The organism is Streptomyces saintjeani, assembly GCF_055409605.1.
Window position 1 is genome coordinate 4,572,349 of the sequence record NZ_CP189624.1, and the last position, 26,897, is coordinate 4,599,245.

19 protein-coding genes, 2 tRNA genes and 1 pseudogene are annotated in these 26,897 nt (G+C 69.6%); 8 read left to right on the forward strand and 14 right to left on the reverse strand.

The genetic code is table 11. The annotated features are described in order from the left end of the window. Positions 1-28: 28 nt before the first annotated feature. Positions 29-850, forward strand: a complete 822-nt coding sequence (locus ACQCO7_RS20740) for a YceI family protein (RefSeq protein ID WP_464073258.1) — start codon at positions 29-31, stop codon at positions 848-850. Between the two features lie 24 nt (positions 851-874). Then, positions 875-1,342 carry a PPOX class F420-dependent oxidoreductase gene (locus ACQCO7_RS20745; protein WP_464073259.1) on the forward strand — a complete coding sequence of 156 codons (468 nt, stop codon included), beginning with the start codon at positions 875-877 and terminating at the stop codon, positions 1,340-1,342. A 631-nt stretch (positions 1,343-1,973) separates the two neighbouring features. Here ACQCO7_RS20745 and ACQCO7_RS20750 read toward each other — a convergent pair. The 3 genes from ACQCO7_RS20750 to ACQCO7_RS20760 all read right to left on the reverse strand — a co-directional run bounded on the left by ACQCO7_RS20750 (position 1,974) and on the right by ACQCO7_RS20760 (position 5,547). After that, positions 1,974-3,272, reverse strand: a complete 1,299-nt coding sequence (locus ACQCO7_RS20750; RefSeq protein WP_464077254.1) for a UDP-glucose dehydrogenase family protein — start codon at positions 3,270-3,272, stop codon at positions 1,974-1,976. Positions 3,273-3,335: 63 nt separating this feature from the next. After that, the gene (locus ACQCO7_RS20755; protein WP_464073260.1) at positions 3,336-3,752 is read right to left on the reverse strand and encodes an NUDIX domain-containing protein; all 417 of its coding nucleotides are present in this window, start codon (positions 3,750-3,752) and stop codon (positions 3,336-3,338) included. A 28-nt stretch (positions 3,753-3,780) separates the two neighbouring features. Next, a complete protein-coding gene (locus ACQCO7_RS20760; protein ID WP_464073261.1) occupies positions 3,781-5,547 on the reverse strand; it encodes an asparagine synthetase B family protein in 1,767 nt (588 codons plus the stop codon). Between the two features lie 163 nt (positions 5,548-5,710). Here ACQCO7_RS20760 and ACQCO7_RS20765 point away from each other — a divergent pair, with 163 nt between their 5' ends. Next, complete coding sequence (locus ACQCO7_RS20765) at positions 5,711-7,102, forward strand: sporulation protein (RefSeq protein WP_464073262.1); 1,392 nt, start codon at positions 5,711-5,713, stop codon at positions 7,100-7,102. 4 nt (positions 7,103-7,106) lie between these two features. On the opposite strand, the gene ACQCO7_RS20770 is transcribed toward ACQCO7_RS20765, so the two are convergent. From ACQCO7_RS20770 to ACQCO7_RS20805, 8 genes are all read right to left on the reverse strand, one after another. Continuing rightward, a complete protein-coding gene (locus ACQCO7_RS20770; RefSeq protein WP_464073263.1) occupies positions 7,107-7,832 on the reverse strand; it encodes a TetR/AcrR family transcriptional regulator in 726 nt (241 codons plus the stop codon). A 120-nt stretch (positions 7,833-7,952) separates the two neighbouring features. Continuing rightward, complete coding sequence (locus tag ACQCO7_RS20775) at positions 7,953-8,978, reverse strand: serine hydrolase (protein WP_464073264.1); 1,026 nt, start codon at positions 8,976-8,978, stop codon at positions 7,953-7,955. Between the two features lie 476 nt (positions 8,979-9,454). Next, complete coding sequence (locus tag ACQCO7_RS20780) at positions 9,455-10,891, reverse strand: MFS transporter (RefSeq protein ID WP_464077255.1); 1,437 nt, start codon at positions 10,889-10,891, stop codon at positions 9,455-9,457. 99 nt (positions 10,892-10,990) lie between these two features. Next, the gene (locus ACQCO7_RS20785) at positions 10,991-13,204 is read right to left on the reverse strand and encodes an ArnT family glycosyltransferase (RefSeq protein ID WP_464073265.1); all 2,214 of its coding nucleotides are present in this window, start codon (positions 13,202-13,204) and stop codon (positions 10,991-10,993) included. Next, entirely contained in the window at positions 13,201-14,484 is a 1,284-nt protein-coding gene (locus tag ACQCO7_RS20790; protein ID WP_464073266.1) for a bifunctional glycosyltransferase family 2/GtrA family protein, read from the reverse strand. The genes ACQCO7_RS20785 and ACQCO7_RS20790 overlap by 4 nt, the downstream gene beginning before the upstream one ends. Positions 14,485-14,498: 14 nt before the next feature. After that, positions 14,499-16,073: an ATP-binding protein gene (locus ACQCO7_RS20795; RefSeq protein WP_464073267.1), complete on the reverse strand. Its 1,575-nt coding sequence runs from the start codon at positions 16,071-16,073 to the stop codon at positions 14,499-14,501. Continuing rightward, on the reverse strand, positions 16,070-16,810 hold the full coding sequence (locus ACQCO7_RS20800; protein ID WP_010360248.1) for a response regulator transcription factor: 741 nt from the start codon (positions 16,808-16,810) through the stop codon (positions 16,070-16,072). The genes ACQCO7_RS20795 and ACQCO7_RS20800 overlap by 4 nt, the downstream gene beginning before the upstream one ends. A gap of 389 nt (positions 16,811-17,199) precedes the next feature. Next, positions 17,200-18,078: a DUF2797 domain-containing protein gene (locus tag ACQCO7_RS20805; protein WP_464073268.1), complete on the reverse strand. Its 879-nt coding sequence runs from the start codon at positions 18,076-18,078 to the stop codon at positions 17,200-17,202. Between the two features lie 131 nt (positions 18,079-18,209). Here ACQCO7_RS20805 and ACQCO7_RS20810 point away from each other — a divergent pair, with 131 nt between their 5' ends. Continuing rightward, on the forward strand, positions 18,210-18,677 hold the full coding sequence (locus ACQCO7_RS20810) for a hypothetical protein (RefSeq protein WP_464073269.1): 468 nt from the start codon (positions 18,210-18,212) through the stop codon (positions 18,675-18,677). Between the two features lie 151 nt (positions 18,678-18,828). Then, positions 18,829-19,278: a hypothetical protein gene (locus tag ACQCO7_RS20815; protein ID WP_464073270.1), complete on the forward strand. Its 450-nt coding sequence runs from the start codon at positions 18,829-18,831 to the stop codon at positions 19,276-19,278. Between the two features lie 237 nt (positions 19,279-19,515). Here ACQCO7_RS20815 and ACQCO7_RS20820 read toward each other — a convergent pair. Then, positions 19,516-19,650: pseudogene (locus ACQCO7_RS20820) on the reverse strand (DNA mismatch repair protein MutT); the annotation flags it as partial. A gap of 157 nt (positions 19,651-19,807) precedes the next feature. On the opposite strand from ACQCO7_RS20820, the gene ACQCO7_RS20825 reads away from it, so the two are divergent. Further along, positions 19,808-20,392 carry a hypothetical protein gene (locus tag ACQCO7_RS20825; protein WP_464073271.1) on the forward strand — a complete coding sequence of 195 codons (585 nt, stop codon included), beginning with the start codon at positions 19,808-19,810 and terminating at the stop codon, positions 20,390-20,392. A 223-nt stretch (positions 20,393-20,615) separates the two neighbouring features. Next, the gene (locus ACQCO7_RS20830; RefSeq protein ID WP_464077256.1) at positions 20,616-21,386 is read left to right on the forward strand and encodes a protein kinase domain-containing protein; all 771 of its coding nucleotides are present in this window, start codon (positions 20,616-20,618) and stop codon (positions 21,384-21,386) included. A 41-nt stretch (positions 21,387-21,427) separates the two neighbouring features. Here the strand turns inward: ACQCO7_RS20830 and ACQCO7_RS20835 are convergent. Both ACQCO7_RS20835 and ACQCO7_RS20840 read right to left on the reverse strand, forming a co-directional pair. Then, positions 21,428-21,500: transfer RNA gene (locus ACQCO7_RS20835), tRNA-Arg, on the reverse strand. A 167-nt stretch (positions 21,501-21,667) separates the two neighbouring features. Further along, positions 21,668-21,758 (reverse strand) — tRNA-Ser (locus ACQCO7_RS20840). A gap of 377 nt (positions 21,759-22,135) precedes the next feature. Between ACQCO7_RS20840 and ACQCO7_RS20845 the strand changes: the two genes are divergently transcribed. Continuing rightward, a complete protein-coding gene (locus tag ACQCO7_RS20845) occupies positions 22,136-26,872 on the forward strand; it encodes a PAS domain-containing protein (RefSeq protein ID WP_464073272.1) in 4,737 nt (1,578 codons plus the stop codon). Positions 26,873-26,897: the final 25 nt, after the last annotated feature.

The window sequence follows — 26,897 nt, forward strand, 5'->3', positions numbered from 1 at the left end:
TTCGGCAGACTTTCAGAGGAGTTGTGGCATGGCGTTGAGTGCGAGGATCCGGACGAAGGACGGGTGGGCCGTGTCCCATGCCGTCGTGACGGTGACCGATATGAGCGGTACGCAGGTGGTGCGGGCCGAGGCCGACGACGACGGGGTGGTGCGGGACTCGACGCCGCTCGCGCCGGGGGCGTACACCGTCATCATCACCGCCGTGGGGTACGCGCCTGCGGCTTCCACGGCGTTGGTGACTGCCAGTGGGCGCGCCGACGTCGGGAACGTCGTGCTTGCTCGGCAGGGGGGTGCCGAGTTGCCGCCGCCCGGGGTCTGGACCGTCGATCCCGCGCACTCCGCGGTGAGCGCCGTCGCTCAGCATCTCGGGATCTCCAGTGTGCGGGGGCGGTTCACGGAGTTCAGCGCCTCTGTCGAGGTCGCGCCTGATGATGTGACCAAGTCCCGGGTGGAGGCGGTGATTCGGGCCTCGTCCATCGATACGGGGAACGCGATGCGGGACGAGCATCTGAAGTCCGGTGACTTCCTCGACGTCGAGACGTATCCCGAAATCACCTATCGGTCCACGGGGTTGAGTGTTGCCGGGGCCGATCGGTGGACCGTTCACGGGGAGTTGAGCATGCGAGGGGTTGTGCGCGATGTTGATCTCGATCTCTCCTACCTCGGGACCGGGGGCGATCCTTGGGGTGGGACCCGGGCCGCGTTTCGGGCTACCGCCGAGTTGCGGCGGGAGGACTTCGCGATGAACTACAACCAGGTCGTCGCTGCCGGGATCGCCGCGATCGGGACGACCCTGCGGGTCGAGCTCGATGTGCAGGCCGTTCAGGGGGAGTCACTGCCTGCCGGGTGAGGCTGGTGCTTCTAGGGTGAGGGCATGGCTATCGCTACGAACACGCGCGTGTCCCTCGAAGAGCTCCTCGAATTCGTACGGCCCCGGCATCGGGCGTTGTTGATCACTCGGCGGGGGGACGGGGGGCCGCAGGCTTCTCCGTTGGCCTGTGGGGTGGATGACTCGGGGCGGATCGTGATGTCCACGTACCCTGAGCGGGCCAAGACGCGGAACGCGAAGCGGGATGAGCGGGTCAGTGTCGTGGTGCTGAGTGATGAGTGGAACGGGGAGTGGGTGCAGATCGATGGGGTTGCCGAGGTGATCGACTCTCCGGAGTCTGTGGAGCCGTTGGTGGAGTACTTCCGGAACATCTCTGGGGAGCACCCCGATTGGGATGAGTATCGGGAGGCGATGGTTCGGCAGGGGAAGTCGATTATTCGGGTTACGCCGGAGAAGTGGGGGCCGGTGGCGACGGGTGGATTCCCGGCACGGTTGGGAACGCCGGGCGCCTAAAGGGGTGGGGGGTTCTGGGAGTGCGCGAGTTCCGGTCGTGTGTGGTTGCTCGCGCAGTTCCCCGCGCCCCTAAAAGACAAAACCTTCGCGTCCCCGGCGGCTGGAAAGCCCCCTACACCGGCCTCCCCGTCACGTCCGCAAACGCTTCCGGGCCGAACGGTGCTCCCTTGTACATGTACGGGTACTCCAGCCCCGCCGCCGCGTACACCAGCGCCCTTCGGCGTTCCCGTTGGAGTGCTGCCTCCTCCGAGTTCGCCCATGCCTCCGCCTCTGCCCGGCGGCGGAGGATCTCGGCCGCCTCTGCCTTCGAGGGGCTCGTCCAGGGGCGTGACCAGGGGCTTTCGGGGATTACGGGCTCGGGGGCCGAGGGTGCACAGCACTTGCGGCGGGTGCCTGTGGCGGGCAGGAGGAGGGTGATCAGGGTGCAGAGGTACGCCAAGAAGGCGTGCGCGATAGAGTGGCGCATGGCGACAGAGTCCTTAGTCAGTGATGTCGTCAGGCCCCTTCAGCGGAGTGTTAGCGCACTCCGAGCCCTGAGGGGGCCACTTTTTTTGTGACTGAGGAGCACCGTAGCACTGAGATCAGCCTGTTGGAGCAAATCTCAGCTAACTCGGCAACTTTTTCTGTGAGTTCACAGAGTCCTGACGACCCAACCGGCCTCGCGCCAGATATCGGCGTCGAGGGTGCCGCGCCCGTCGACGACCTTCGGCGTCGTGGTGCTTACGGCGAACCCGTGCGGGTCGATAGCGGTGAACTGCGGCCATTCGGTGAGGTGAAGCAGCAGGTCCGTATTCTCGACCGCGGCGATCGGGTCGGTGGCGTAGACGAGTTCGGGGTGTGTCTTGCGGGCGTTGTCGAGTGCCTGGGGATCGGTGACGGTGACGATGACACCGAGGTCGTGCAGGGACTGGGCGACGGCGAGGGCGGGTGAGTCTCGGATGTCGTCGGTCCCGGGCTTGAAGGCAGCACCCCAGACGGTGATCCGCTTGCCGCGCAGGTCGGGGCCGAGTTCCTCGCGGGTGATGTCGATGACGCGCTCGCGGCGCCGGGCGTTGACGGCGGCTGCCTCGCGGAGCATTCCGACGGAGTGGCCGGCGTCGAGTTCTTCGGCTCGGGTGATGAAGCCGCGCAGGTCCTTGGGGATGCAGCCGCCGCCGAAGCCGAGACCGGGGCGCATACCGTGGTGGCCGATGCGGTGGTCGTGGCCGAGGATGTCGGCGAGTGCGGTGACGTCGGCGCCGGTCTTCTCGCAGATCTCGGCCATGGCGTTGACGTAGGAGATCTTCGCGGCGAGGTAGGAGTTGGCGGCGCCCTTGGCGAGTTCGGCGGTGGCCCAGTCGGTGACGATCGTCGGGACGCCCGTGTCGACGATCTTTCCGAAAGCCTGCCGCAGCAGCGTCTCCGCCCGGCTGCCCGGGGTTTCGAAGCCGAGGACGAGGCGGTCCGGGCGGAGGGTGTCCTCGATAGCGTGCGACTCGCGCAGGAACTCCGGGTTCCAGGCCAACTCGACATGTTCTCCGGCGAGTTCACGCAGCAAGGCGGCGATGCGAGGTGCTGTTCCGACGGGGACCGTGGACTTGACGGCGATCACTGCCGGGTTGCTGAGATGAACGGCCAACTTCCCTACAGCGTCCGTGAGGTGGCTCAGGTCGTAGGCGTCACCGCCGGACTGCTGCGGGGTGCCGACGCCGATGAAGTGCAGATCGGCGAAGGCGCCTGCCTCCCGGTAGGAAGTGGTGAAGCGCAGTCGGCCGCTCTCGGTGTGCCTGGCGAGGAGGTCGTCCAGACCGCGTTCGTAGAACGGGGCCCTGCCGGTGCTCAGGGTGTGGACCTTGTCGGTGTCCGAGTCCATGCCCAGGACCTCGTGGCCGAGTTCGGCCATGCAGGCGGCGTGGGTGGCGCCGAGGTAGCCGCAGCCGATGACGGTCATCTTCACGGTGAGGGTGTCCCTTCGGGTGGGTCCGCCGACGGCTGTCCCACCCGAAGGGGGTGCTCAGGAACGTCGTACGGCCAGGTGGCGGTCGATTCCGGCGCGGATGAACGGCGGGATCGTGAGGACGTCGAGGTGTTCGGGTGCGAAGAACTGGAGCTTGACGCCTTCGGCGAGGGGCAGTTCGGACGGGTCGCCGTCCCAGGATGCGGCGAAGAAGGTGATGAGTTGGCCGGAGCCTTTGACGTCCTGGATCTCGAAGAGTTCGAGGGGGTCCGCGACGGTCAGTCCAGCTTCTTCGTCCAGTTCGCGGACGATCGTCCCGGCCGGGGTCTCGCCCGCGTCGGTGCCTCCGCCGAGCAGGCTCCAGTGGGCGGGCCAGGCGATGCCCGGGAGGTCGTCCCGCAGATGCAGGAGAAGTTCGCCGTGGCGGTTGACGATGATCGCGACGGCTCCACGAGCGGTGGTGTCGGAGTGCATCCCGACACGCTAGTGGGGGAGCTGGGGATCACGCGGCAGCCTCGGCCGTCCGGTCACGGAGCCAGAACGCCGCCAACAGGGCCTGCATACGGGTGCGGTCGAACCGGCTGCCACGGGTCAGGCCGCCTTCGAGGAGGGGGCGGAAGGCCGTGGGAGCCGCGGTCAGGGCCGTGCTGATCCGTGCGTCTGCCCATTCCGAGAGCTCGCCGTCGAGCCAGGCGGGAACCGGAGAGGCGAAGCCGAGCTTGTCCCGGCCGGCCCAGACCTCGCGGGGCAGGTCGAGGGCCTTGGCGGCGTCCCGCAGAATCCGCTTTCCCTGGGCCGGATCGACGATCTTGTGCTTGACAGGGAGCCTGTACGACAGTTCCACCAACTCCCGTGCCAGATAAGGCGATCGGCGTTCGAGGGCGTGGGCGGAGGCGAGCTTGTCGCTGGTCATCACCAGCGGGCGCCAGGCCGTGGCGAGGTCGGCCAGAGTCAGACCGCGTGCCAGGTCACCGCCCGCTCGGGTCATCGCGTCGGCGACCAGGTCCTCGATACGGCCGTCCTGGTCCGGTCCTCGCAGGATCAGCCGCGTGGCGGCCTCGGCCGGGTTCATCGGCTCCCCGGCGGCATGGGTCAGCTTGGCGGCCAGCGGCCGGTACGCACCCAACCCCGACGTGAGGACGGCGTCGGCACCGAAGAGGACCAGGGCGTGCCGGACATACCCCATGAGGAATTCGTCCGGCCCCAGCCCTCCGATGACGACCCTCAGCCCCAGATCGGCGACCTTCCGGTACGCCATGTACTCGGAGAACGTGGCGGCGTTGCCCATCGGATAGTCCAACGCCCTCGTGATGTACAGCAGTTCACGAGCGAAGTCGAACGCGCTCGGTTCGACGACCACCAGTTCGGCGCCGATGTCACGTGCGATCACGGCTGCCGCCTGCGACTCGTCCAGACGGTCCTGGCCGGGGTAGCGGACTGTGACGCAGACCGGTGGCCGCATCAGATAGGCCAGCACCGACGAGTCCAGCCCGCCGGACAGCAGTAAGGCGAAGTCGCGGGCCGGAACCCTGAGCGGGACCTGCTCGGCCAGGACGGTGGAGAAGCGGGCCAGGGCCTCGCCGTAGGTTCCGGTGAACGGGGTCCGGTCCGTCAGGTCCCACCAGGTCGACTGGTCGATCGAGCCGGTGGTGACGTCGTAGGTCAACAGGGTGGCGGGGGACAGCAGTTGAATGCCCTGGAACGGCGTGTCGACTCCGGTCGGCGTCTCGATCGCGACGACCTCCGGCCGTAGGACCAGCGGGGCCGGGCCGTAGCCGGTCAGGGTGGTCACCTCGGAAGCGAACGCGAGCCGTCCTCCGTCCAGTCGCCAGTAGAGCGGCTTCTCGCCGAGCCGGTCGCGGGCCAGGAACAGCTTCGCGGCGCGCGGGTCGTAGACGGCGAGGGCGAACATGCCGTCCAGGCCGTCCAGACAGGACGGGCCGAGCCTGACCCAGGACCTCAGCAGGAAGTGGGCGTCCGACTCCTTCTCGCCGATCTCGACACCCCAAGCCCTGGCCTGTTGCCTCCAGTTGTAGATCTCCCCGTTGAAGGCCAGCAGCACCCCGGACTCACGGTCGAGGTAGGGACCGGGCTCGGCGTGCGGGTCGACGATCAGCAAGGTGTTCATCGCCAGCACCGCCCGCCTGTCCCGGGCAGCGGCGTGCAGAGTGCCGTCCGGGCCTCGGTAGTGCTGCGCACTGCTCATCGCCGCGACGACCTTCTCGTGCCGTACGGCGTCGCCTCCGGCCAGTCCTGCGATTCCGCACATCTGGTTCACCCCCGGGCATGAAGCGGTCTGGGCTCCTCATCACACCCGTCGGCCACCGGTGACGGGCAGGGCTCGCAAGGGGGCTCACAACTCGCGGACGCGGTTCACCACAGCACGCGAGGCAATACCCTCAGTGACCTACGACTCTTCGAGGGGGCAGGTCGTGGCATCGACCGCACGCCGGACCCGGCCGCCCAACGCGGCCCTCGCCGGTCTTATCGAGGCCGGCGGGGCAAGCCACAAGTCCCTGGCCCTGCGGGTCAACCAGCTCGCGCAGGCCGCCGGGCTGGCCACGGACTACTCACACACCTCCGTCGCCAACTGGTGCCGACGCGGGATGACCCCGAAATGGCCGGTGCCGAAACTGATCGCGGCGGCGCTGGCCGAACGGCTCGGCCGTCCGGTGGCGCTCTCCGAGATCGGCATGGCCTCGGCGCAGACACCGGACGCCGATGTGGGGTTGGATTTCCCGCGGGACCGTGCCGAGGCGGTCCATGTGGCCACCTCGTTCTGGAGTTCCGTGAACCGCCGTGACTTCCTGACCGGATCAGGCTTCGCCGTGTCCGCTTTCACCACACCCGTGACCCGCTGGCTCGTCACACCGGCCGACGACAGCGCCGACCATTCCGGCGGCAGGCGCGTGGGCCGCGTCGACCTGGAGGAACTGAGGGAGGCTGCCGACGAGGCGCGCCGCTGGGACTCGCGGTACGGCGGCGGAAACTGGCGGGCGAACTCGGTGACCGTCTGCCTTCAGGAGCGGGCCGCTCCACTACTGCGCGGCACCTTCCCCGACGAAGTGGGCCGTGAACTGTTCTCCGTGACGGCCGAGTTGTCGAGGCTCGCCGGGTGGACGGCGTTCGACGTCGGCCAACACGACGTCGCTCAGCGGCACTTCATCCAGGCCCTGCGCCTCGCCCGGGCGGGCGGGGACGTCCAACTCGGCTGCTACGTACTGACCACGATGGCCATGCAGGCCATGATGCGGGGCTTCGCATCAGAAGCCGTCGACATGGCCCAGGGTGCCTTCGAGCGGGCCAAGGGGCAGGCCGCTCCCCGAGTGCTGGCCTTCACCAAACTCATCGAAGCCCGGGCCCACGCACGCGACCGGAACGCCCGGTCCGCCTCACGGGCCCTGTCCGTCTCCGAGTCCCTCCTGAGCCAGACCGAGGCCACCGACGGTCAGGAGCCCGCCTGGATCGACTTCTACCACCACGCCCGCCTCTCCGCCGACGCCGCCGAGATCTTCCGCGACCTGAAGAACCCCAAGGCGGCCCTCGCCTGGCACCAACAGGCCGCCGCCATGCCCTCCGGTGTGTTCACCCGCTCCGTCGGTATGCGCCTCGCGATCGTCGGCACCGCCCACCTCCAGGCCCGCAACCTCGACCACGGCCTGGAACTGGGCAACCGGTCCGTCGACATCCTCACCCGTGTGCAATCCACCCGGGCCAAGGACTACGTTCGTGAGTTCAACGCCGCTCTCGCCCCGTGGCGGCGCGAGCCCACCGTCCGCGAGTTCGTCCGGCGGACCCGCGCCGAACTCGGCGTGGCTGTCTGAAACTTCAGCGGCGGTCCGTCATCGCCTGGATGCCCGCCAGCAGCAGGTCCAGCGCGAAGGTGAAGTCTCTGTTGTGCATCTCGACGATCGTCGCCGTGCCCCTCGCCTCCACCAAGTCCTTTGTCTCCTCCGCAATTTCGGCCATGTCCGTGCTCGCGTTGAAGAGGGCCAGGGACTCGCGGTAGTAGGCGTCGGGGGAGAGGCCCGACTCGGCGGTCTGGGCGAGGAAGTGGGCCTCCATCGTGCCGAAGCCGTAGACGAACTGGAAGACGGCGGCGATGACGCCGGTGATGTCTTCGAGGGGCAAGTTCGTTCTGCGGACGGCTTGTTGGATGGCTCGGGCGAAGGTGAGAGCGCGGGGGCCGATGTTGAGGTAGCGGCCGGCCAAGGGAGAGGACCAGGGGTGGCGGACCAGCAACGTGCGGTACCAGGTGGCTAGTTGGCGGAGGTCCGTTTGCCAGTCGTCGGACGCCGGGGGGAGGGGGACTTCGCCGTAGACCTCGTCGAGGGCGAGTTCGAGGAGTTCGTCCTTCGTCTCGACGTACCAGTAGACCGACATCGCGGTGACGTTCAGCTCCGCGGCCAGGCGGCGCATGGAGAACTTGTCGAGGCCCTCGGCGTCGAGGAGGCGGACGGTGGCGACGGTGATGCGGGGGCGGTCGAGCCCGGTGGGCTGGTTCGACTTCCGGCGGCGCTCCTTGTCGGCGAGCCACACGCTTTGCCTGGTCACAGGCCCACCTCCCGATTTGCGCCCATTGCAACACCCTAAAGGGGCGCGGGGCTGTCCTGGGAGGTGGGCATGCGGGCGGGGCTCAACTTCCACAGGCGGCGGTGGCGTTGAGGGCCTGCCTCACTTGGGCTGGGCGGGCTGAAGCTTGAGCTGCTCGATCAGGCTCTGGCGGGAGGGCTGGAGGCCCTGGGAAGGCGACTCCTGCGGGTACAGGCCGTGGTGGACCGCGCGGGCTACTCCTTCGATGGTGTTTATGCCGTAGGTCCACCCCTCTTGCGCCGGACGGCCTTCAGGGACCCTGTTGTTCTCGGTGAGGACGACAAGCCCGTAGTCGTAGTCGTCACCGGTGAACGCGGCCATGCTGTTCACCTTCCAGTCGAGCCTGTCGTAGGGGTCCACATCAGGATTGTTGGAGCGCTGAAGCCAACCGTTCTTGACGTGGACGACAGCGTTCTCGGGAGCTCCGGCCGGAGTTCCCCATCGCTGATCGGACTGGACCTGATTCATGAGGTTCAGTGCGTAGGCGCGCGCGTCCTGGGTGAGCACCGGCGCTTCCGTGTCACCGTTGTCCGTGAACACCTTCAGGAGTTGGAGCTGATCCGCCGCGGTGACCTGGCTGAGACCCCAGAAGCCCTCCTTGTCGAGGACGGTGTTCTTCATCCCCACCCGGTCGAGGAATTCCTGAATCCTGACCGGGTTCGGCGCGGACGGATTTGTGAGGTCCGAAAGCTTCCGCCAGAGAGTAGTGGCCGAGGCATTGTCCGAGGCGGTGATCATTTTCCTGGCGAGGGTGTCGTCGTCGCCGGCCAGAGGGCCCTTGTTCTGGAACAGCAGCGCACCCAGGATGGCCGTCTTGATCACGCTTGCCGCGTCTTGTTGCCTGTTCTCGTCATACGTGCAGGAGACACCGTGTTTGCGGTCGTAGAGCGCAACCGACGCCACGCTTTCGCGGCCCCGAAGGGCCTCGTCTATGCCCTTCTCCATATTCTTGGCCAGGAGGTCCCCGGCCGGCCCGTATTTATCCGAGACACATGAGGCCCCGGCCGCCCGACCGTCAGTCGTATCCGCAGATGCGGCCATTGGCAGCGCGGCCACGAGGGCTATCACTCCGGCCCCCGCCGCTATATACCTGTACACAGTCGACATTTCGCCCTTTTCCGCAGAACGCTTCAAGCTGTTCACCTTCGCGAATTACGGTGCCGCACAATAGCACAGGACCTAGAAGGGGAATAGAGAGTTAAATGCCGCTTTTCCAATTCAAGGGCGCTTAATACCTTTTGAGCCGCTGGGCGGCGGGCTCGCGACTGCCGAGCCTCAACAGGAATCAGTAGGGCATCACCGCATCGGCGCGACTCGGGAGCCGTGCGCCAACGGGTGGCCGACGCGCGGCTTACCGGAACGCGTCGAGCAAGGTTGCTCAGGCTTACACCACGAGGCGGGACGCCATCGGCGGCCACGGCCTTCCACCGCCTCGCCACGCTGTCCTGTCCCGCCGACTGACTGGCAACCCTGCCCGCCACGACCCGAAGGACCTTGGAGAACCCGGCCGATGCGCCGGGACTCCGTCACGGCCGAACACCGAAATCGCCTCGGCCACTCGACACTTGACCCTCAGCGACACCTCATCGCCCCGACCGGACGGCGGGGCTGGGTGTCTTGTCGCCAGCCGCTCGCCGCAGGAGCGCGCCAGCCACCACACCCCCCGCCACCACAGCCGCCGCCCCCACCAACTGCCCATCTCGCAGCCCCCGTTCAAGGCTCGTCGACGACGTCAGCACCGCCCCCAGCACCGCGACCCCCAACCCCGTCCCGAACTCCGCCAACATCCCGTTGATCCCGGCCCCAACCCCCGCCTTGGCCGGCGGGATGGAACTCATGATCGCGTGAGCCATCGCCGGACTCGCCGTCGCCGTACCCACCCCGATCAGCACCAGCCCCAGCAGCGTCCCGGCGTACCCCCGCTCCCCCGACACCCCGATGGACACGAGCCCGCACCCCATGACGACCATGCCGACAAGGATCGCCACCGGCCCCCCGAGCTTCACCGTGATCTTCGCCGCGAGCCCCGTGAAGTTGAGCAGGATGACGGCGACGGCAAGCGGAACCGTACGAAGCCCTGCCTCCAACGGCCCGTAGCCGAGGACGAGTTGAAGGTGCTGGGTGAGGAGGAACAGCGCCCCGCCCATCCCGAACGTGACCAGGACCGCCCCGGCGACCGCCCCCGTGAACCGGCGGTTGCGGAAGAAGGACATGTCGAGCATGGGGTAGGGAATCCGGCTCTCCCACCACGCGAAGACCCCGAGCACGGCAACGGCGACCACCCCGCTCCCCAACACCCGCGCCGACAACCAACCGTGTCCCGGCCCGGAGATGATCGTAAAGACGAGGGACGACATCCCGACCGTCGAGAGCACCGCGCCGAGAAGGTCAGGTCGGTCCCCCTCGGGGTTCTTCGACTCGGGGACGAGAACCACCACCGCCACCAACGCCACTGCGGCGACAGGCAAGTTGATGAGGAAGATCGCGCCCCACCAGAAGTGACCGAGCATGAACCCGCCGATCAGGGGCCCCATCGCGAATCCGAGGGAGTTCACCGCCGCCCAGATCCCGATCGCCTTGGGCTGCTCGTCGGGCGGGAAGATCTGCATGGCGACGGCGAGTGTCGTGGTGACGAGGAGGGCACCACCCACGCCCATCCCGGCGCGAGCGGCGATGAGTTGGGCCGTGGACGAGGCGAGGGTCGCGGCGAGGGAACCGGCGCCGAAGAGTACGAGGCCGGTCGCCAGCATCTTCTTGCGGCCGTACCGGTCCGCCGAGCTGCCCGCCGTGAGCAACAGGCCCGCCTGGACGAGCGAGTACGCGTTGATCATCCACTGGATGTCCGAGGTGCTCGCGCCCAACTCCTCCTTGAGGGAAGGGATCGCGACGTTCAGGACGGTGTTGTCGAGCAGGACGGTGAGCTGCGCGAGGGCGATCACGCCGAGGATGAGCCAGCGCTGGGGGTGACCCGGCGCGGCGGTGGGCTGCGGCTGTGTCAGGTCGGTGGCCATGTTGTACAGCGTAGAAGATCACTGTACGGCGTACAAGACAGAGGCGAGAAGAGGGCGGCGACCCCTGGAGGTCACCGCCCGCCCTCAGCGAACCGTCAGTGGCGTGGCCTAGCTCGCCTTCTGCGTGAGGTCGTAGAACGTGGCCGAACCCACCGTCACCTTCTTGAAGTTGGCCTCGACCCAGGTGGTGATCTGGGACGACGTACCGGTGGCGGAGCCGCCCATCATGCCGCCGCCTCCGCCCCCGCTTCCACTGGAGATGAAGTAGTGGATCTTGCCGTCCTCGACGTACTTCTTGAACTGGGCCAGCGTCGGGGACGGGTCGGTGCCGTTGAAGCCGCCGATCGCCATCACCGGGTCACCGGTCGCGAGCTGGTAACTCGCCGCGTTCTGCGCGCCGATGGCCGCCGCGGCCCACGTGTACTTGTCGCTGTCGGTGCTGAGGAGCTTCTTGGCCTCGGAGGTGACGCTCGCGCCGTTCAGCAGGCCACCGGCACCGCCGCCCATGCCGCCGCGCATACCGCCTTCGCCGGTGGTGGAGCCGCCGCCGGGGAAGCCCTGCCCTTGACCCTGCTGGGACTGGCCGCCCTGGGAACTCCCGTTGCCACCTTGGGAGTTGCCGCCCTGGGAGTTGCCGCCCGCGCCGCCACCGAAGCCGTTGCCGCCCGGGAAGCCGCCGGTGCCATTGCCCTGCTGGCCCTGACCGCCCTGCGCGTTACCGCCCTGCTGGTTCTGACCAGGCATGCCACCAGGCATCCCACCCCCCATGCCACCCCGCATACCGCCACCGAACCCGCCCCGGCCACCCATCATCGACGCCCCCGCAGGCCCCGCCGTCACGATCGACCCGGTGTGCCCCTCCTGAAGCGTGCTGATCGTGTAGGCCGTAGGCCCGCCCAGCGCAGCCACCAAGCTCACCGAGGCCGCAGCCAGCGCGAGTTGACGGTTGATGCGCCCGGCGAAAATCAGACCCAGCGCCCCGACCAACCCCCCGACCAGCACCAGCCACTTCAGCCAAGGCAGGTAATCCGGCGTCCGGTTGAGCAGCACGTACCCCCAGGCCGCCGCCGAGACAACAGCCGCCGCCAGCGTGATCGACGCCCAGACCTCAGCCCGCTTCTCCCACAGCACCCCGGCCCCCATCCCGACGACCGCCGCGATGTACGGCGCGAGCGCCACCGTGTAGTACTGATGGAAGATCCCCGCCATGTAGCTGAACACCACGGCGGTCATCACCAGCGACCCGCCCCACACGAGGAACGAACTCCGCGTCACGGACGTCCTCTTGAGCTTCCGCGTGGCGACCAGCCCAGCCACCAGCAGGATCAGCGCGGCAGGCAGCAGCCACGAGATCTGCCCGCCGATCTCGGAGTTGAACATCCGGTCCCAGCCGGTCTCACCCCACTGCCCGGTGCCACCGCCCCCGCCGCCCCCACCGACGGACCCGGTCTCCTCACCGTTGAGACGGCCAAGTCCGTTGTAGCCAAAGGTGAGTTCGAGGAAGGAGTTGTTCTGCGACCCCCCGATGTACGGCCGCGAGGAGGCGGGCCACAGCTCGACGACCGCGACCCACCAACCGCCGGAGACGACCAACGCCCCGGTGGCGGCGACGAGTTGACCCAGCCGCTTCTTGACGGAAACCGGCGCGCAGACCCCGTACACAGCGGCCAGCGCGGGCAGGATCAGGAACGCCTGGAGGGTCTTCGCGAGGAACGCGAACCCGATCGCCGCGCCCGCCCACAGCAGCCACTTGGTCCGGCCGTCCTCCAGCGCACGGACGACGAGGTAGCAGGCCACCGCCATGAGCAGCGCGAGCATCGCGTCCGGGTTGTTGAAGCGGAACATCAGCGCGGCGACCGGGGTCAACGCCATGGTGGCCCCGGCGATCAGACCGGCGCCCGGCGAGAACCGGCGCCGTACCGCCGCGTACACCACCGCGACCGTACCGACCCCCATCAGCACCTCGGGGACCAGGATCGCCCAGGAGCTGAGCCCGAAGATCCGTACCGAGAGGGCCATCGGCCACAGCGAGGCCGGGGGCTTGTCGACGGTGATGGCGTTGGCCGCGTCGAGGGAGCCGAAGAAGAAGGCTTTCCAGGACTGGGAGCCCGCCTGAACTGCCGCCGAATAGAAGGAGTTCGCGTACCCGGAGGAGTTCAGGTTGTAGAGGTAGAGGAGGAAGGTCGCGACGAGGAGGCCGAAGAAGGCGGGGCGCACCCAGGCCGCGTCGTCGGGACGGCCGCGCCAAATCCGCCTGAAACGCGGGGGGTTGTCCGCGAAGCCGGCGGGAGCGACCCGCGTACGTTCCTGAAGGATCGTCATCGCTGGTTCTCCCTCGGCCAGTAGGCGTCCTCGGCGGGCTCCCGCTTGTCCGGGAAGACCCACGCGCGGAACAGCAGGAACCGCAGCACGGTCGCCGCGAGGTTGGCGGCGATCAGCACCCCGAGTTCCGTAGCGTGCGCGGGACTTGACGTCGCCGCGTTCAGCGCGGCCAGCGAGCCGCTGGTCAGCGCGAGGCCGATGCCGAAGACGACGAGGCCCTGCGCCTGGTGCTTCACCGCGCTACCGGAACCCCGTACCCCGAAGGTCAGCCGGCGGTTCGCCGCCGTGTTCGCGACCGCCGACACCAGCAGCGCGAGCGCGTTCGCGACCTGCGAGCCGCTGAACGTACGGAAACCGCTGTACAGCAGCAGATAGAAGAGCGTCGACAGACCGCCGACCACACAGAAGCCGACGAGCTGCCGGGCCAGTCCCTTGGGTACGTCCATGATCTCGCGGTCGCGGGGATCGTCGCCGAACGGCCTGGTCAGCCGGTCCAGGGGAAGCGAACCGGTGGCCAGGGCCTTCCCAACGCGCCATACCCCTCTCAGGTCATCGGTCGCCGTCTTGACGATGTGCACCGTGGAGTCGGGGTCGTCGACCCAGTCGACCGGGACCTCGTGGATCCGAAGGCCCGCCCGCTCCGCGAGGACCAGCATCTCAGTGTCGAAGAACCATCCGGTGTCTTCGACGAGCGGCAGCAGCACCTGAGCCACATCGCGCCGGATCGCCTTGAACCCGCACTGCGCGTCCGAGAACCGCGCCTGGAGCGAGCCGCGCAGGATCATGTTGTACGAGCGGCTGATGAACTCCCGCTTGGCGCCCCGCACTACACGGGAACTGCGGGCGAGCCGGGAGCCGATCGCCAGGTCGGAGTGGCCCGAGATCAGCGGGGCCACCAGCGGGAGCAGGGCGTTGAGGTCGGTGGACAGGTCGACGTCCATATAGGCGAGCACCGGCGCGTCCGAGGCCGACCAGACGGTCCGCAGCGCCCTGCCGCGGCCCTTCTGCTCCAGCCGGAAGGACCTGACGCCCGGGAGTGTCGCCTCCAGGTTCTTCGCCACCACCGGCGTGGTGTCGATCGACGCGTTGTCCGCGATCGTGATCCGGAAGGGATAGGGGAAGGTCCTGGCGAGGTGGTCGTGCAGGCGCTCGACGCAGGGGCCGAGGTCCTTCTCCTCGTTGTACACGGGGATCACGACGTCCAGGACAGGCGTTCCGGCAGCGCCGGCCGGGAGGTGCTCCCGCGCCGGCAGCGTGCCCGGAGAAGAGTCGGTTCGCATACGGACGACTTTCGTCAGGCGCCCTGTTGTACCCATGTGCTGGCACTGTGCTGACCCTGTGAGTCGAGTTGCCAGTTCGTTTCGGGGGACAACTGCGGGGCGAGCGCGGGCAGATGCACCGTGAACACGGTCTGTCCGGGGACGCTGTCGACGGTCACCGCACCGCCGTGCGCGGTCGCCACGGCCTGGACGATCGCCAGCCCGAGGCCCGTACTGCCGGTGTTGCGCGAACGCGCCGAGTCTCCTCGCGCGAACCGTTCGAAGACGTGCGGGAGCAGGTTCTCGGGGATGCCCTGGCCGTTGTCGTGGACGTCCACGCAGAGCCAGGGGCCGCGCCGCTGGACCCGCGCCGTCACCGTCGTACCGGGTGGGGTGTGCGTGCGCGCGTTCGCGAGCAGGTTGACCAGGACCTGTTGGAGGCGGGCGGCATCCGCTGAGACGAGTGCCGGTTCGTCCGGCAGCTCCAGCCGCCATACGTGGTCCCGGCCCGCCGCGCGCGCGTCGCTCACCGTGTCGATGACCAGCGGTACGAGGTCGGTCTGCTCGAACTGGAGGGGGCGGCCGGCGTCCAGGCGGGCCAGCAGGAGGAGGTCCTCCACCAGGAACGTCATCCGGCCCGCCTCGGACTCGATCCGGCCGAGGGCGTGGCGGGTGTCCGGGCCGACCTCTTCCCTTCCGCGTCTTGTCAGCTCCGCGTAGCCGCGGATCGAGGCGAGGGGGGTGCGGAGTTCGTGGCTCGCGTCGGCCACGAACTGCCGTACGCGCATCTCGCTCTGCTGTCTCGCGTGCAGGGCGCCGTGGATGTGGTCCAGCATGCGGTTGAGCGCGGCGCCTACCTGGCCGACCTCCGTGTGGGGGTCCGTCTCCGACTCCGGGACCCGTTCGCTGAGGTTCACTTCGCCTGTGTGCAACGGGAGTTCGGAGACCCGGGTGGCGGTGGCGGCCACCTTGCGCAGGGGGCGGGTGGCCACGCCCACGAGGACGTAGCCCGCTATGCCGGCCGCGATCAACCCGGCGGCTGTGACGCTGAGTTCGGCGAGGACGAGGGTGCTGATCGTGTTGTCGGCGTCCTTGGTGGGGATCGCCACGTAGAAGTCGCCGTTGACGCCCGTCGTGTACTTGACGCGGTAGCTGCCCAGGCCAGGGATGTCGACGGTGTGCTCGTGGCGGTCCTGCGCCGTGGCGTTGACCGCCTTCAGCTGCGTCTCGGTGAGCGTCTTGGAGCCCATGTCGTAATTGCTGGACTTCCGGCCGACCGTACCCGCCGTGACCGAGCCGTTCTCGACCCGCGCGATCAGGGTGGAGCCGCCGGGCTGGGGACCCCGGGTGACGAACTCCGTCAGGTCGATGGACCTGGACTGCTGCGGGCCGCTCGTGCCGGGGGGTCCGCCGCCGAGGTTGCCCGACGCCCGCACCGAGACCTCCATCAACTGGCGGTCCAGCTGGTCGTACAGGTGCTGGCGCAGCGCCAGCGTCGTCACCGTACCGATCACCGCGCACACCACGGCGATCAGCGTGACCGATGCGACGACGAGCCTGGCCCGCAGGGTGCGCCTCCGTTGTGGACGCGGTCGTCGTCGCCCGCTCATGACTGGGCGGGCTTGATCAGGTAACCGGCGCCGCGCCGGGTGTGGATCATCGGCTCGCGGCCCGCGTCGATCTTCCGGCGCAGGTACGAGATGTACAGCTCGACCACGTTCGCCTGGCCGCCGAAGTCGTACGACCACACGCGGTCGAGGATCTGCGCCTTGCTGAGCACCCGGCGGGGGTTGCGCATCAGGAACCTGAGCAGCTCGAACTCGGTCGCGGTGAGGTGGATGTTGTCGCCGTCCCGCGAGACCTCGTGGCTGTCCTCGTCGAGGGTCAGATCACCGACGACGAGTACGGAGTCCGAGCGGCGGTCGGCCGCGCCCGAACGCCGGATCAGGCCGCGCAGCCGCGCCACGACCTCCTCCAGGCTGAACGGCTTGGTGACGTAGTCGTCGCCGCCCGCCGTGAGGCCCGCGATGCGGTCCTCGACCGCGTCCTTGGCGGTGAGGAACAGCACGGGCACGTCCGGCAGGTCCCTCCGCAGCCGCCCCAGCACGGCGAGCCCGTCCATGTCCGGCAACATCATGTCGAGCACGACGGCGTCCGGCCGGAACTCCCGCGCGGTCTGTATCGCGCCGGTCCCGTCCCCGGCGCTCCGGATCTGCCAGCCCTCATAACGCAGCGCCATGGACAACAACTCGGTGATCGACAACTCGTCGTCCACCACAAGCACTCGGACGGGGCTCCCGTCCGGCCTCAGCAGTTCGGTACGCCCCTGGGGCGAGGTCGTGGTCATGCTGAACACGATGTCGAGGGGCTCTGAGAGGGGGCTTTCACTTCTCTGTGAATTGGCTGAGAAATGGATAGGGGGGTCTCAGGGGGTGGGATGGGGGTGGGGGGTTGGGGGGAGCTTTACGGGGGGCGTAGGGGGTGAGGGAGTGGACTGGGGTTGGGGGTGGCTCGCTCGGGGGGGCATGGGGGGTGCTCGGTGCGGGGGTGCGGGGGGGCATCCGTGCGGGGGGTGCCGGGCGCTCCGTCCGGGAGGTGCCGGGCGCTCGGTACGGGGAGTGCCGGGGGGCGTCCGCATGGAGAGTTCGGGGCGCTTGGTACGGGGGGGCTCCGCACAGGGGGTGCGGTCGGGGTGCTCGCTGCGACCTCGCCCAGGCGCCCCCATCCCGACCCACCTCAGAACAACCCCGCCTGCTCCTCCACCGGCTCCTTCGGGAACGGGCGTACCGGGAACTCGCCCGCCCCCACGCCGGCCGACGTCAGGTCCCAGCCGGTCATCAGCCTCGTATCCAGGACGACGATCCCCCGCGCGGACGTACCGATGTGCAGGTCGGGACCGGCCGCCGCCACCAACTCCCCGGCGATGGCGCCGCCGGCGACCAGCTCGGTGACCTCCCCGGTCGCGGGAGGCGCGGTGCGGAGGCCGAACGGCTCGGTGTGGTCGACGGGTTGGAAGGGTTGGGGTACGAGAGTCTCGGGCCAGCCGGGGAGTCGGAGCGCGCGCCCGTGCAGTACGCCCAGTTCATCGAACCCCGCGTCGACAGAACGCGCCGCGTCACCTCGTACCGCCCGCTTCTGCCCGTACGACACCCGGTCCCCCACTTTCAGCGCGACCCGCAACACCTCCTCGGCCCGCCGCGCGGCCATCAGCGGCCCTTCCCCGAGCCACGTGAAACACACGGCCCCCTGCTCCAGCAGCCGATCCGACCCCCGCTCGACAGCCGTGATCCCCACCTTGAGCAACCCGCCCCCGAACCAGGCGAGATACACCCGGTACGCCCGGGGATCATCGGCCTTCCCGTCCGCGGCAACGGACCCCACCCGGTCCAGCCGCCCACACTCCTCGCACCGCCCCCCGGTACTCCGCGCCCCCACGGTCCGCCGCCCCGCACACGCATTCCCCCGAGCCCCGAGACACCCCCGCGTCCCCTCAACCACCCCGAACCCAACCGCCTTCCCCCACCCCAACGCACTCCCGGCACCCCCTTCCCACCGCAACACGGGCCCACTACCCGCGCTCCACCTCAACCCCGCGCACTTCCACGTCTGCCCCATTCACCCGAGCGTAGATCCCGCCACCGACAACGACCCCCAATCACAAAAGCATCACTTCTCTCACGAACTCTCCACGCACCCTCATCTCGGGCACTACGGTCACCCCACCTGAACCGCCCAGGGGGGACAAGATGACCAGCCAGTACGCCACACCCACGCCACCCGCACCCCGCCCGCCGGACACGCGCCCCCTCCGCAGACGCAAGCGCGTATGGCTGGGCGGCGCGGGCCTGTTCCTCGCCGGTGCGCTGATAGCGGCCCCGGCGAACGACAACAAACAGCCGGTCGAGGCGAAGGTGGCGGTCACCGCGACGGTGACGACGACCCCGGCGCCGGGCCCCACGGTCACCGAGACGGCCACTCCCGAACCGGCCCCCACAGTCACGGTCACCGAAACGACGACCGCCGACGCCAAGCCCGCCGACCTCACCTCCCAGGACGACCCCGGCACCTGCTCGATCGTCTCCAACTCCGGCAACTGCTACTCGGCGGGCCAGTTCTGCCGCAAGTCTGACCACGGCGAGACGACGACGAACGCGAGCGGCAGACGGATCACGTGCGCGTACAGCTCGAACGCGTGGCGGTGGACGTACGCCTGATCAGCACCGGTTCGGCGTCTGACGCAATGAGTCCACGGAGTTGTTGGCCCTGCGTCTCCTCTTCACAGAAAGGCATTGATCGGCCTCTCGGTGTGAGCGACGATCGCCGTCCGTGGGATCTGCCCATGCACCACTCCGGAGGAGACTTTTCATGCGGACGAAGAACCGAGTGCTCACGCTGCTGGCAGCCAGCGCGCTCTTTGCGGGCAGTTGTCTCACCCTCGGGGCGACCAACGCGGCGGCGGCCGACTGGACCTTCAAGAAGGCCGGTTCCGAGACCGACGGGAGCTTTCACATCGTCGCCTACAACCCGAGCGGCGAAGTCGCGGGAGTCATGGACTGGATCGCCAATCCGCTGCCGGGCGGCATCCCCGGCGACGGGTTCCGCGTGTTCGACGACCTTGAGGACTCATGGGGCATGGAGGCCACGATGACCGCCCCGGTGGCGGGCCTCAAGGCCACCACGCGCGGGCAGGCGGCTCCCTACAAAAGCCCCTGGACCAGAAGGGATCTGAGAGAGGGCACCCCGGTCTCCATCCGGCTCTGCGCGGTCAGGGGCACCTCCTCACACTGCGGCGGCGTGTACAGCGGCCACGCGTGACCACTCGCCGATCACGGGCGACAGCTTTCAGGGGGCACCGCCGGGGTAAGCCCCGGAGGGGCCTCTTGGCCGGAGCGGAAGACCCACGACAGGCGGCAGATCTACACGAACAAGTGGGCGAACCTGCGTCTGATCGACGTCCAGCAGCGGATCACTCGCCGGACTCCTGTACCTGCTCATGGACGAAGCGACCCGCTGACCGACGGCAGCACCGTTGCCGCCTTGCCCACGCAGAGGTCAACCGAGACAAGGCCGCTCGCGGTGCTCCAGGAAGTGGTGGAGCCGAAGTCGTTGGGTGTGGTGCATCGGCAGGCGGTCGATCTCTTCCGGTGGGACGAACCTCAGCTCCGTGGACTCGCCCGAGATCCCGAGCGGTGAAGCAGACGTTGGACGAGAGAAGTCGCGTGTGCTTACGGTTCCGAGGGGGGAGCTAACAGCGTTCTCGCCGCCGCGATCCACCCGGGCACGTACTCACCCATTCGCCGCCGCGCGTGCATGCTGGCGTCTACCGGCAGAAAGGGGGGCGTCGGTGGAAGCAACCACGACCCTCAGCGTGGCACGTGCGCGCATGGGATCGGGCCTGGTGGTGACGCTGCTTCTGCTGCCCTTCGGCAGCTATGGACTGGCCAGGACGGGGATGGTCCCCGAAGGTACAACGATCGTGCTCGGCCTGCTGTCCGCGATCGTCGGCTTCGCACTCCTTCCCGCACTGTGCGAGGAGCGAGCCCCGTTCCGGCACTCGTCGTCGCGTCTGACTGCGCATACCCTGACCGGCGAACGGTCCGTCGACCTCAACCGGATCAGCACCGTCCGGCTGCTGACGGCCTTCTCGTACGGCAACTCGTACCGCACCCTGGTGGTACGTGACACCCATGGTGTGCGCCTGGGCATCACGACCGCGAGAGGCCGCAGGAAGCTGCGCCGAGCCATCGAGAAGGCGGAGTCGAACGCCACGCGAGGTGTCCCCGGGCCCCGGGTGAGCCGTGCGGCCAAGGCACATCTGGGTCTCGCCCCGAGACGAGGGCTCGTCGTCCACACGGTTCTCGCTTTTCTGTTTCTGACGGTATCCATGAGCCTGTACGTGGCTGTTGTCCTTCGGCTCGGCGGGCTGTGAGCCTTTCCCCGCAATGGCTGAATCGACGACCTGTGGACCATCGACGGCACGAACCTCGTGAACTGCGGACGGCCGTACGGTCAACACCGGCGAGCGTGGACGGCCTCACTTCACAGTCGCCCGCGCCCGTCCGGAAACCCCGGGAGGAGAAGACACGTTGCCCGGACCACTCCCCGATCTGCCGACCGTCGTGCTCGACGCGCTCACCCCCACGAGCTGGCGCATGGTCGCCGACCGCCGGGGCTCCACGGTCTGGGAGGTCCACAGCCCCCGGGGCCACTACGCCGTGAAACTCGGCCACCCCATCGAAGCCACCCCCGACTGGCCCGCCCAGCCCTGGACCGCCCTCGCCCCCGCCCGTGAGGGCGCCGTACTCCAGAGTCTCGGCCGCGACGACGTCACATACGGCGACTGGGAACACGGAACGTGGAGCATCCAGCCCTGGCGGGCGGGACCGGACCTGTACGCGCTGTGGGAACCCCGCCGCCGACGCGACTCACCCGGCGAACCCCACATCAGCGTCACACCGGGCTGCATCGAAGCCCTGGCCGACCTCCACGCCAAAGGCTGGGCCCACGGCGACGTACAACCCGCCCACTTCATCACCGGCCCCGACCGCGTCCACCTCATCGACCTCGCCCTCGCCCACGGCGGCAACATCCCCGAGCCGTACGACTTCCCCTACCGAGGCTGCCTCGTCCACTACGAAGCCCCGGAAATCTCCCGCAGCATCCTCACCACCGGCCAAGCCGAACCCACCCCGGAAGCCGACGTCTACGCCCTCGGCGCCTCCCTGCTGATCTCCGCCACCGGCCGACGAGCCGTCGAGTACCCCGACGACGCCCCACGCCCCGTACAGAGAGAAGCCGTAGCGAACGGCAACCGCCGCCCCGTGAAGGCACCTGGCAAACTCGGCGACCTGATCGACGCCATGCTCAGCCACGATCCGAGTGACCGGCCCACCCTTCAGGAGGCCGGCAAAGCCCTGAACTAAAAGCGAAGGGCCCCGGATTGCTCTGGGGCCCTTCGATCATGTGCACTCGGCAGGATTCGAACCTGCAACCTTCTGATCCGTAGTCAGATGCTCTATCCGTTAAGCTACGAGTGCTTGTTTTGTTGTTTCTCGTGTCTTCCGTTCCTGGCCTTCCGGCCGCTCGCGGCGACAGGAAGAACATTACATGACCGGCGCCGTCATGTGAAATCCGATAGGCGTACCCCTTGTGAGCTGGGGAAACGACGAAACCCCGGTCGCGAGGACCGGGGCTTCGGGTGCTGCGGAGGCGGAGGGATTTGAACCCTCGATGGGCTTTAAGGCCCAAACCGCATTAGCAGTGCGGCGCCATAGACCGGACTAGGCGACGCCTCCAGCACAACCGCCCGCGTGGGTGCGAGTGGTGCGTGCAGATGATGACACAGGTGAGTGCTGTGTCACCAATCGGTGTCCACCGTACTAGGAGGCCGGGGGCCGGGGCAAAGGGGTTGCCGACGGGGTGCGCGGGCGGCGTCCCGACGCTCACCCACGACAACGCCGAGCACCTCACCCCCGTACACACCCCCGTAAAGCTCCCGCACACCCCGTTCGTACCAACGTTCGCAAGGGCACCCCCGCCATGCGAGGTGCCTCTCATCCCGCGCCGTAGGAAAGGCACCTGCCCTTAGACTCCCTCGCGTGACACCCCGCGGAGCCGTTGGCAAGATGGCCCGAGCGGTAGGCAAGGTGCGGTGACAGGGAGGAAGCGTCTCGTGAGCAGCAGGCCATCCCGAGGCGCTGCTCGCCTCGCGGCGATACTGGACGCCCTGCCGGACGCGTTGGTGCTGGTCAACGCGAACGGGACGGTCGTGAACGCGAACACGATCGCGCTGGAGGCGTTCGAGACGCCGGGGACCGCGCTCGTGGGGCGGGGGCTGCTGGATCTGCTGCCGGAGTTCGACTCCAAGCTCATCCCGGGGTCGATGCGCAGGCCCGACCACATGGACCCGAGGGGCCGCACCAAGCCCGCGAGGATGATCGCCCGCCGCACCGACGGCGTCGAGTTCCCGGTCGAGGTCACCAGCGCGAACCTGGAGAACGGCCAGCAGGCGTACGACGGATACGGCTACTCCCCGGACGAACTGCTGATGCTGGTCGTACGCGACCTGTCCGGCACCGTCGACACGGAAGCGGAGCTGGCCCGCTCGCAGCGGCAGACGGAGATGATCCTGCGGGCCGCGTCGGAAGGCGTCGTGGGGACGGACACGGACGGCCGGATCGTCCTGGTGAACCCGGCGGCGGCGCAGATACTGGGCTACCGCGCGAGCGACCTCGGCGGCAAGGAGCTGCACACCCTCGTCCTGCACTCGCGCCCGGACGGCTCCCCGTTCCCGTACGACGAGTCCCCGCTCGCGGACACCCTGCGCTCGGGCCGCAAGCACCGCGTCCGCGGCCAGGTGCTGTTCGCGAAGAACGGCGACAAGGTCTCGGTGGACCTGACGACGGCGCCGGTACGGGACGGGGACCAGCTGGTCGGCGCGGTGATGACGTTCACCGACCGGCGGCCGTACGACGTGCTCGCCAAGGAGAAGGAGAAGGTCGAGGCGGAGCACGCGCAGGAGCTGGAGCGGCTCGCGGAGGAGCACGCGTCCGACCTGACCGCGCTGCGCCAGCGGCACGTCGCGGAGATCGAGGAGCTGACCGAGCAGCACGCGGAGGACATCGCGGCGGGTGAGGACCGGTACGCCGCGCTCGGCGAGCGCGAGAAGGACCGGTACGAGGCTCTCGCGGGCCGGCACGACCAGTTGCTGACCCTCCTCGGCCGCTCCCTGCGCGGCCCCCTCGACGAGCTGCGCCGCGAACTCGCGACCCTCGCCGCCGACGACGCCGGGCAGCTGTGGCCCGAGGCGAACCAGGTCCTGCACCACCTCTCCGCCGGGTACTCCCGCATCACGACCCTCATCGACAACGTCCTCGGCTACCAGCTCCTCGACACGGGGGAGGCGCAGGTCAGCCGTACGAAGGTGATGCTGGACGCGGTCGTCGCGGCGGGGGTCGACGGCGCGGTCGAGCTGATCGGTCCCGGTCGCGTGCAGTTCGCCGTCCACGCGCCGCCGATCGAGGCCGAGGTCGACGCGCGTCTCCTCGCGACGGCGCTCGCGCACCTCGTCGCGGACGTCGCCGGCGTCGACGCGACCGGCAACGCGCCCGTCTCCGCCGGTGGGTACATGGACAACACGGTCGTGGTGGCCGCCGCCCAGCGCGGGGAGGTCGTACGGATCGAGGTCCGGGGGCCGTACGGCGGTGGGGACCCCGTGCACGAGCCGATCGTGCGGGGGATCGTGCGCGCGCACGGCGGGGTGCTCCAGACCGTCGAGGTGCCGGGGATGAGCGGGAGCGCGTACGTCCTTGAGGTGCCGCTCGGGGGTGGGGCCGGGGTCGTGCCCGCCGCGGTCGCGCCGGTGGAGGCGCCGGTCGTGGACGAGGCCGGGCAGCGGCGGGCCCGGCGCAGTTCCGTGGACGCGTTCCTTGAGGGGGACGACGGTGAGGGTGCCGTTCCTCCCACCGGGCGGCGGCGTCGGGGTCGGCCCGCGGCCGAGGAGGACGAGGTCGCCGTCGAGGCGGGCGGCGAGGGGTCGGGGCGGCGGCGGGGGCGTCCTGCCGCCGCGGGCGACGAGGTCGCCGAGGGCGCGGTCGTGACCGCCGCCGAGCATGCGGCGGGGACGGCTGCGGTGGGGGCGGGTCTCGGGGCGGCGGTTCCTCCGCAGGGGATGCCGGTGCCGCCCGGCGGGATGCCGGTTGCGTCTAACGAGCAGAACGCGTTGGCGTTGCCTTCGGGGACGCCTTCGGGGGCCGGTGAGGCGCAGGGGGAGCCGACCGGGCGTCGGCGGCGGGCGTTGGCTGCGGCGGGGGAGAGGGCGGTTGCGCAGGAGGGGGGGGCGCGGGCGGTGTTCGCGCTGCCTCCGGCTGAGGCGGATCGGGGGGTTGGGGGGGTGCCTGGGCAGGGTGGTGCGGCGCAGGGGGCTGCGGCGATGCAGGGGGTTCCGGCGCAAGGGGTTGTTGCGCCGGAGGTTCCTGGACAGGGGGTGCCGGGGCAGGGGCTTGTGGCGCAGAGTGGTGCGGCGCAGGGGGCTGCGGCGATGCAGGGCGTCCCGGCGCAAGGGGTTCCGGGGCAGGGGGTCCCGCCTCAGGGAGTCCCGCCTCAGGGGGTCCCGGCTCAAGGTGCCGCGCCGGTGCAAGGGGGTACGGCTCAGGGGGCCCCGCCGATGCAGGGGGTGCCGGCGCAAGGGGTTCCCGCTCAAGGTGCCGTGGCGATGCAGGGGGTGCCGGCACAGGGGGTTACGGCTCAAGGTGCTGTGGCGGCGCAGGGGGTGCCGGTTCAGGGGGCCGTTCCCCCGCAGGGCGTTCCCGCGCAGGTGCCGCAGGGGGTCGTGCCGCCCCAGGGTGTTCCGGTACCTCCGCAGGGCCAGCCCGTCATGCCCGGGCAACCCCAACTTCCCGCGCAGGGCCAGCCTGTTGTGCCGGGCCAGCCTCAACTTGCGGCGCAGGGCCAGCCCGTCGCGCCTGGTCAGCCCCAACTCACGGTGCAGGGCCAGCCCGTAACACCCGACCAGCCTCAACTCCCCATGCAGGCTCAGCCCGTCATGCCCGGCCAGCCCCAACTTCTCGCGCAGGCTCAGCCCGTCGCCCCCGGTCAGCCCCAACTCCCCGTACAGGCCCAGCCCATCGCGCCTGGTCAGCCCCAACTCCCCGCGCAAGCCCAGCCCGTCGCCCCCGGCCAGGTCCCCGTTCCGCCCCAGGTCGCCCCCGAAGGCGCCGAGCACGCCGGGCGGCACGACGCCGTCCCCCACGACCAGGCCGATGACCACACCCCGCCCCAGCCGCACCCGGCGAACGCGCCGACGGGGCGCCGGCGTCGGGCCGTGGCCGTGCCTCCGGGCGCGGATGCCGACGAGGGCCAGGGCATGAGCGCGGAGGTCGCGGCACAGCAGGCGCAGATTCCGGGACAGGTCCAGGTCACCGGACAGGCCCAGCCCCAGCTCCCCGGACAGGCCCCCGCCCAGAACCCGGCGTCCCTCCCCGCGCAGGCCGCGCAGAGCCCCGTACCCGCTGCCGCCCCGCCCGGAACCGGCGTACCCGGCACGGGTGTGACCGACTCGGGCGCGCCTGGAACTCCCGTACCCGGAGCCCCTGTTCCCGGCGCCGGCGCACCCGCAACTCCCGTACCCGGCGCCCCCGTTCCCGGCGCGGGCGCGCCCGGTGCAGGTACCCCCCAACCCCACCCCGCCCCCGGCCAGACCGGCCACATCCCCCTCCCCCCGCAGCCCGGGCACACCGGCCACATCCCCATGCCGCTGCCCGCCGAAGCGCCCCCCGCGCAACCTCTCCCCGCCGAGGCCATGGATCCCAACTCCACGCAGGGGCGGGCGATCAGTGTGCGGACGCTCGGGCAGGGGGTGCCGTTCACTCGGCAGGCGGCTCAGGTGCAGCAGCCGCAGGCGCAGGCGCAGGGCACCGCCGGGGGGCGGCGGCGGAAGCTCGGCACTCCGCCGGGGCCCGAGGCCCGGCCTCATCCGGCCGCCGAGCAGCCCGTGCCCTCGCCCTCGCTGCCGCACGCCTCGCTCGCGGGGCAGACGCGGCTCGCGCCCGGGACCGAGGGGGCCGGGCGGTCGTACGCCATAGGGGCGCCCGACTCCAACGCCGCTGAAGGGCCTGAGCCGTTGGACGGGCCGGGCGGCGCCGTGGAGGTCGCCGACACGCCCCGGCCGCAGCCGATGGACGACGAACTGCCCCCCGAGCCGCTCGACAACCCGCGTCGGCTGCTCGTCTGGCCCGCGCCGGACGTCATCACGCAACAGGCCCTGAGCGACCGCGGGTACCGGCCGGTCATCGTCAACTCCCGCGAGGAGGTGGACGCGCAGATCGCCGCGTTCCCGGCGGCGCTGTTCGTGGACCCGCTGACCGGGCCGATCACCCGTACGGCGTTGCAGTCGCTGCGTACGGCGGCGGTCGCGGCGGAGGTTCCGGTGCTGGTGACGGCCGGGTTGGGGCAGGCGACGCGGGAGGCGGCGTACGGTGCCGACCCCGCCGTCCTGCTGAAGGCGCTCGCGCCGCGCGACAGCGAGCAGCATCCGCCGCGCGTCCTGCTCATCGAGGAACACGCCGAGATCGCGCTGGCGTTGACGTCGACGCTGGAGCGGCGGGGGATGCAGGTCGCCCGTGCGGCGAGCGACGCGGACGCGGTGATGCTGGCGGGGCAGTTCCGGCCGAACCTGGTGGTGATGGACCTCATGCAGGTCGACCGTCGGCAGGCGGGGATTCTCGACTGGCTGCGCGCGAACGGGCAGTTGACCCGGACGCCGCTCGTCGTCTACACGGCAGCTGTGGAGCAGCCCGATCTGCCTCGACTCGCCTCGGGAGAAACGGTGTTGTTCCTCGCGGAGCGTTCGACGAGCGGTGAGGTGCAGTCGCGGATCGTGGATCTGCTGGCCAGGATCGGGACCAACTAGGTTCTGCGCGGGGGGAGTTGGGGAA

Coding starts and splice junctions, on each gene's coding strand:
- ACQCO7_RS20800 (WP_010360248.1), bottom strand. CDS start 16,810: ATGACCACGACCTCGCCCCAGGGGCGTACCGAACTGCTGAGGCCGGAC.
- ACQCO7_RS20740 (WP_464073258.1), top strand. CDS start 29: ATGGCGTTGAGTGCGAGGATCCGGACGAAGGACGGGTGGGCCGTGTCC.
- ACQCO7_RS20750 (WP_464077254.1), bottom strand. CDS start 3,272: ATGACCGTCATCGGCTGCGGCTACCTCGGCGCCACCCACGCCGCCTGC.
- ACQCO7_RS20815 (WP_464073270.1), top strand. CDS start 18,829: ATGCGGACGAAGAACCGAGTGCTCACGCTGCTGGCAGCCAGCGCGCTC.
- ACQCO7_RS20760 (WP_464073261.1), bottom strand. CDS start 5,547: ATGTGCGGAATCGCAGGACTGGCCGGAGGCGACGCCGTACGGCACGAG.
- ACQCO7_RS20805 (WP_464073268.1), bottom strand. CDS start 18,078: ATGGGGCAGACGTGGAAGTGCGCGGGGTTGAGGTGGAGCGCGGGTAGT.
- ACQCO7_RS20775 (WP_464073264.1), bottom strand. CDS start 8,978: ATGTCGACTGTGTACAGGTATATAGCGGCGGGGGCCGGAGTGATAGCC.
- ACQCO7_RS20785 (WP_464073265.1), bottom strand. CDS start 13,204: ATGACGATCCTTCAGGAACGTACGCGGGTCGCTCCCGCCGGCTTCGCG.
- ACQCO7_RS20830 (WP_464077256.1), top strand. CDS start 20,616: ATGGTCGCCGACCGCCGGGGCTCCACGGTCTGGGAGGTCCACAGCCCC.
- ACQCO7_RS20745 (WP_464073259.1), top strand. CDS start 875: ATGGCTATCGCTACGAACACGCGCGTGTCCCTCGAAGAGCTCCTCGAA.
- ACQCO7_RS20795 (WP_464073267.1), bottom strand. CDS start 16,073: ATGAGCGGGCGACGACGACCGCGTCCACAACGGAGGCGCACCCTGCGG.
- ACQCO7_RS20790 (WP_464073266.1), bottom strand. CDS start 14,484: ATGCGAACCGACTCTTCTCCGGGCACGCTGCCGGCGCGGGAGCACCTC.
- ACQCO7_RS20755 (WP_464073260.1), bottom strand. CDS start 3,752: ATGCACTCCGACACCACCGCTCGTGGAGCCGTCGCGATCATCGTCAAC.
- ACQCO7_RS20810 (WP_464073269.1), top strand. CDS start 18,210: ATGACCAGCCAGTACGCCACACCCACGCCACCCGCACCCCGCCCGCCG.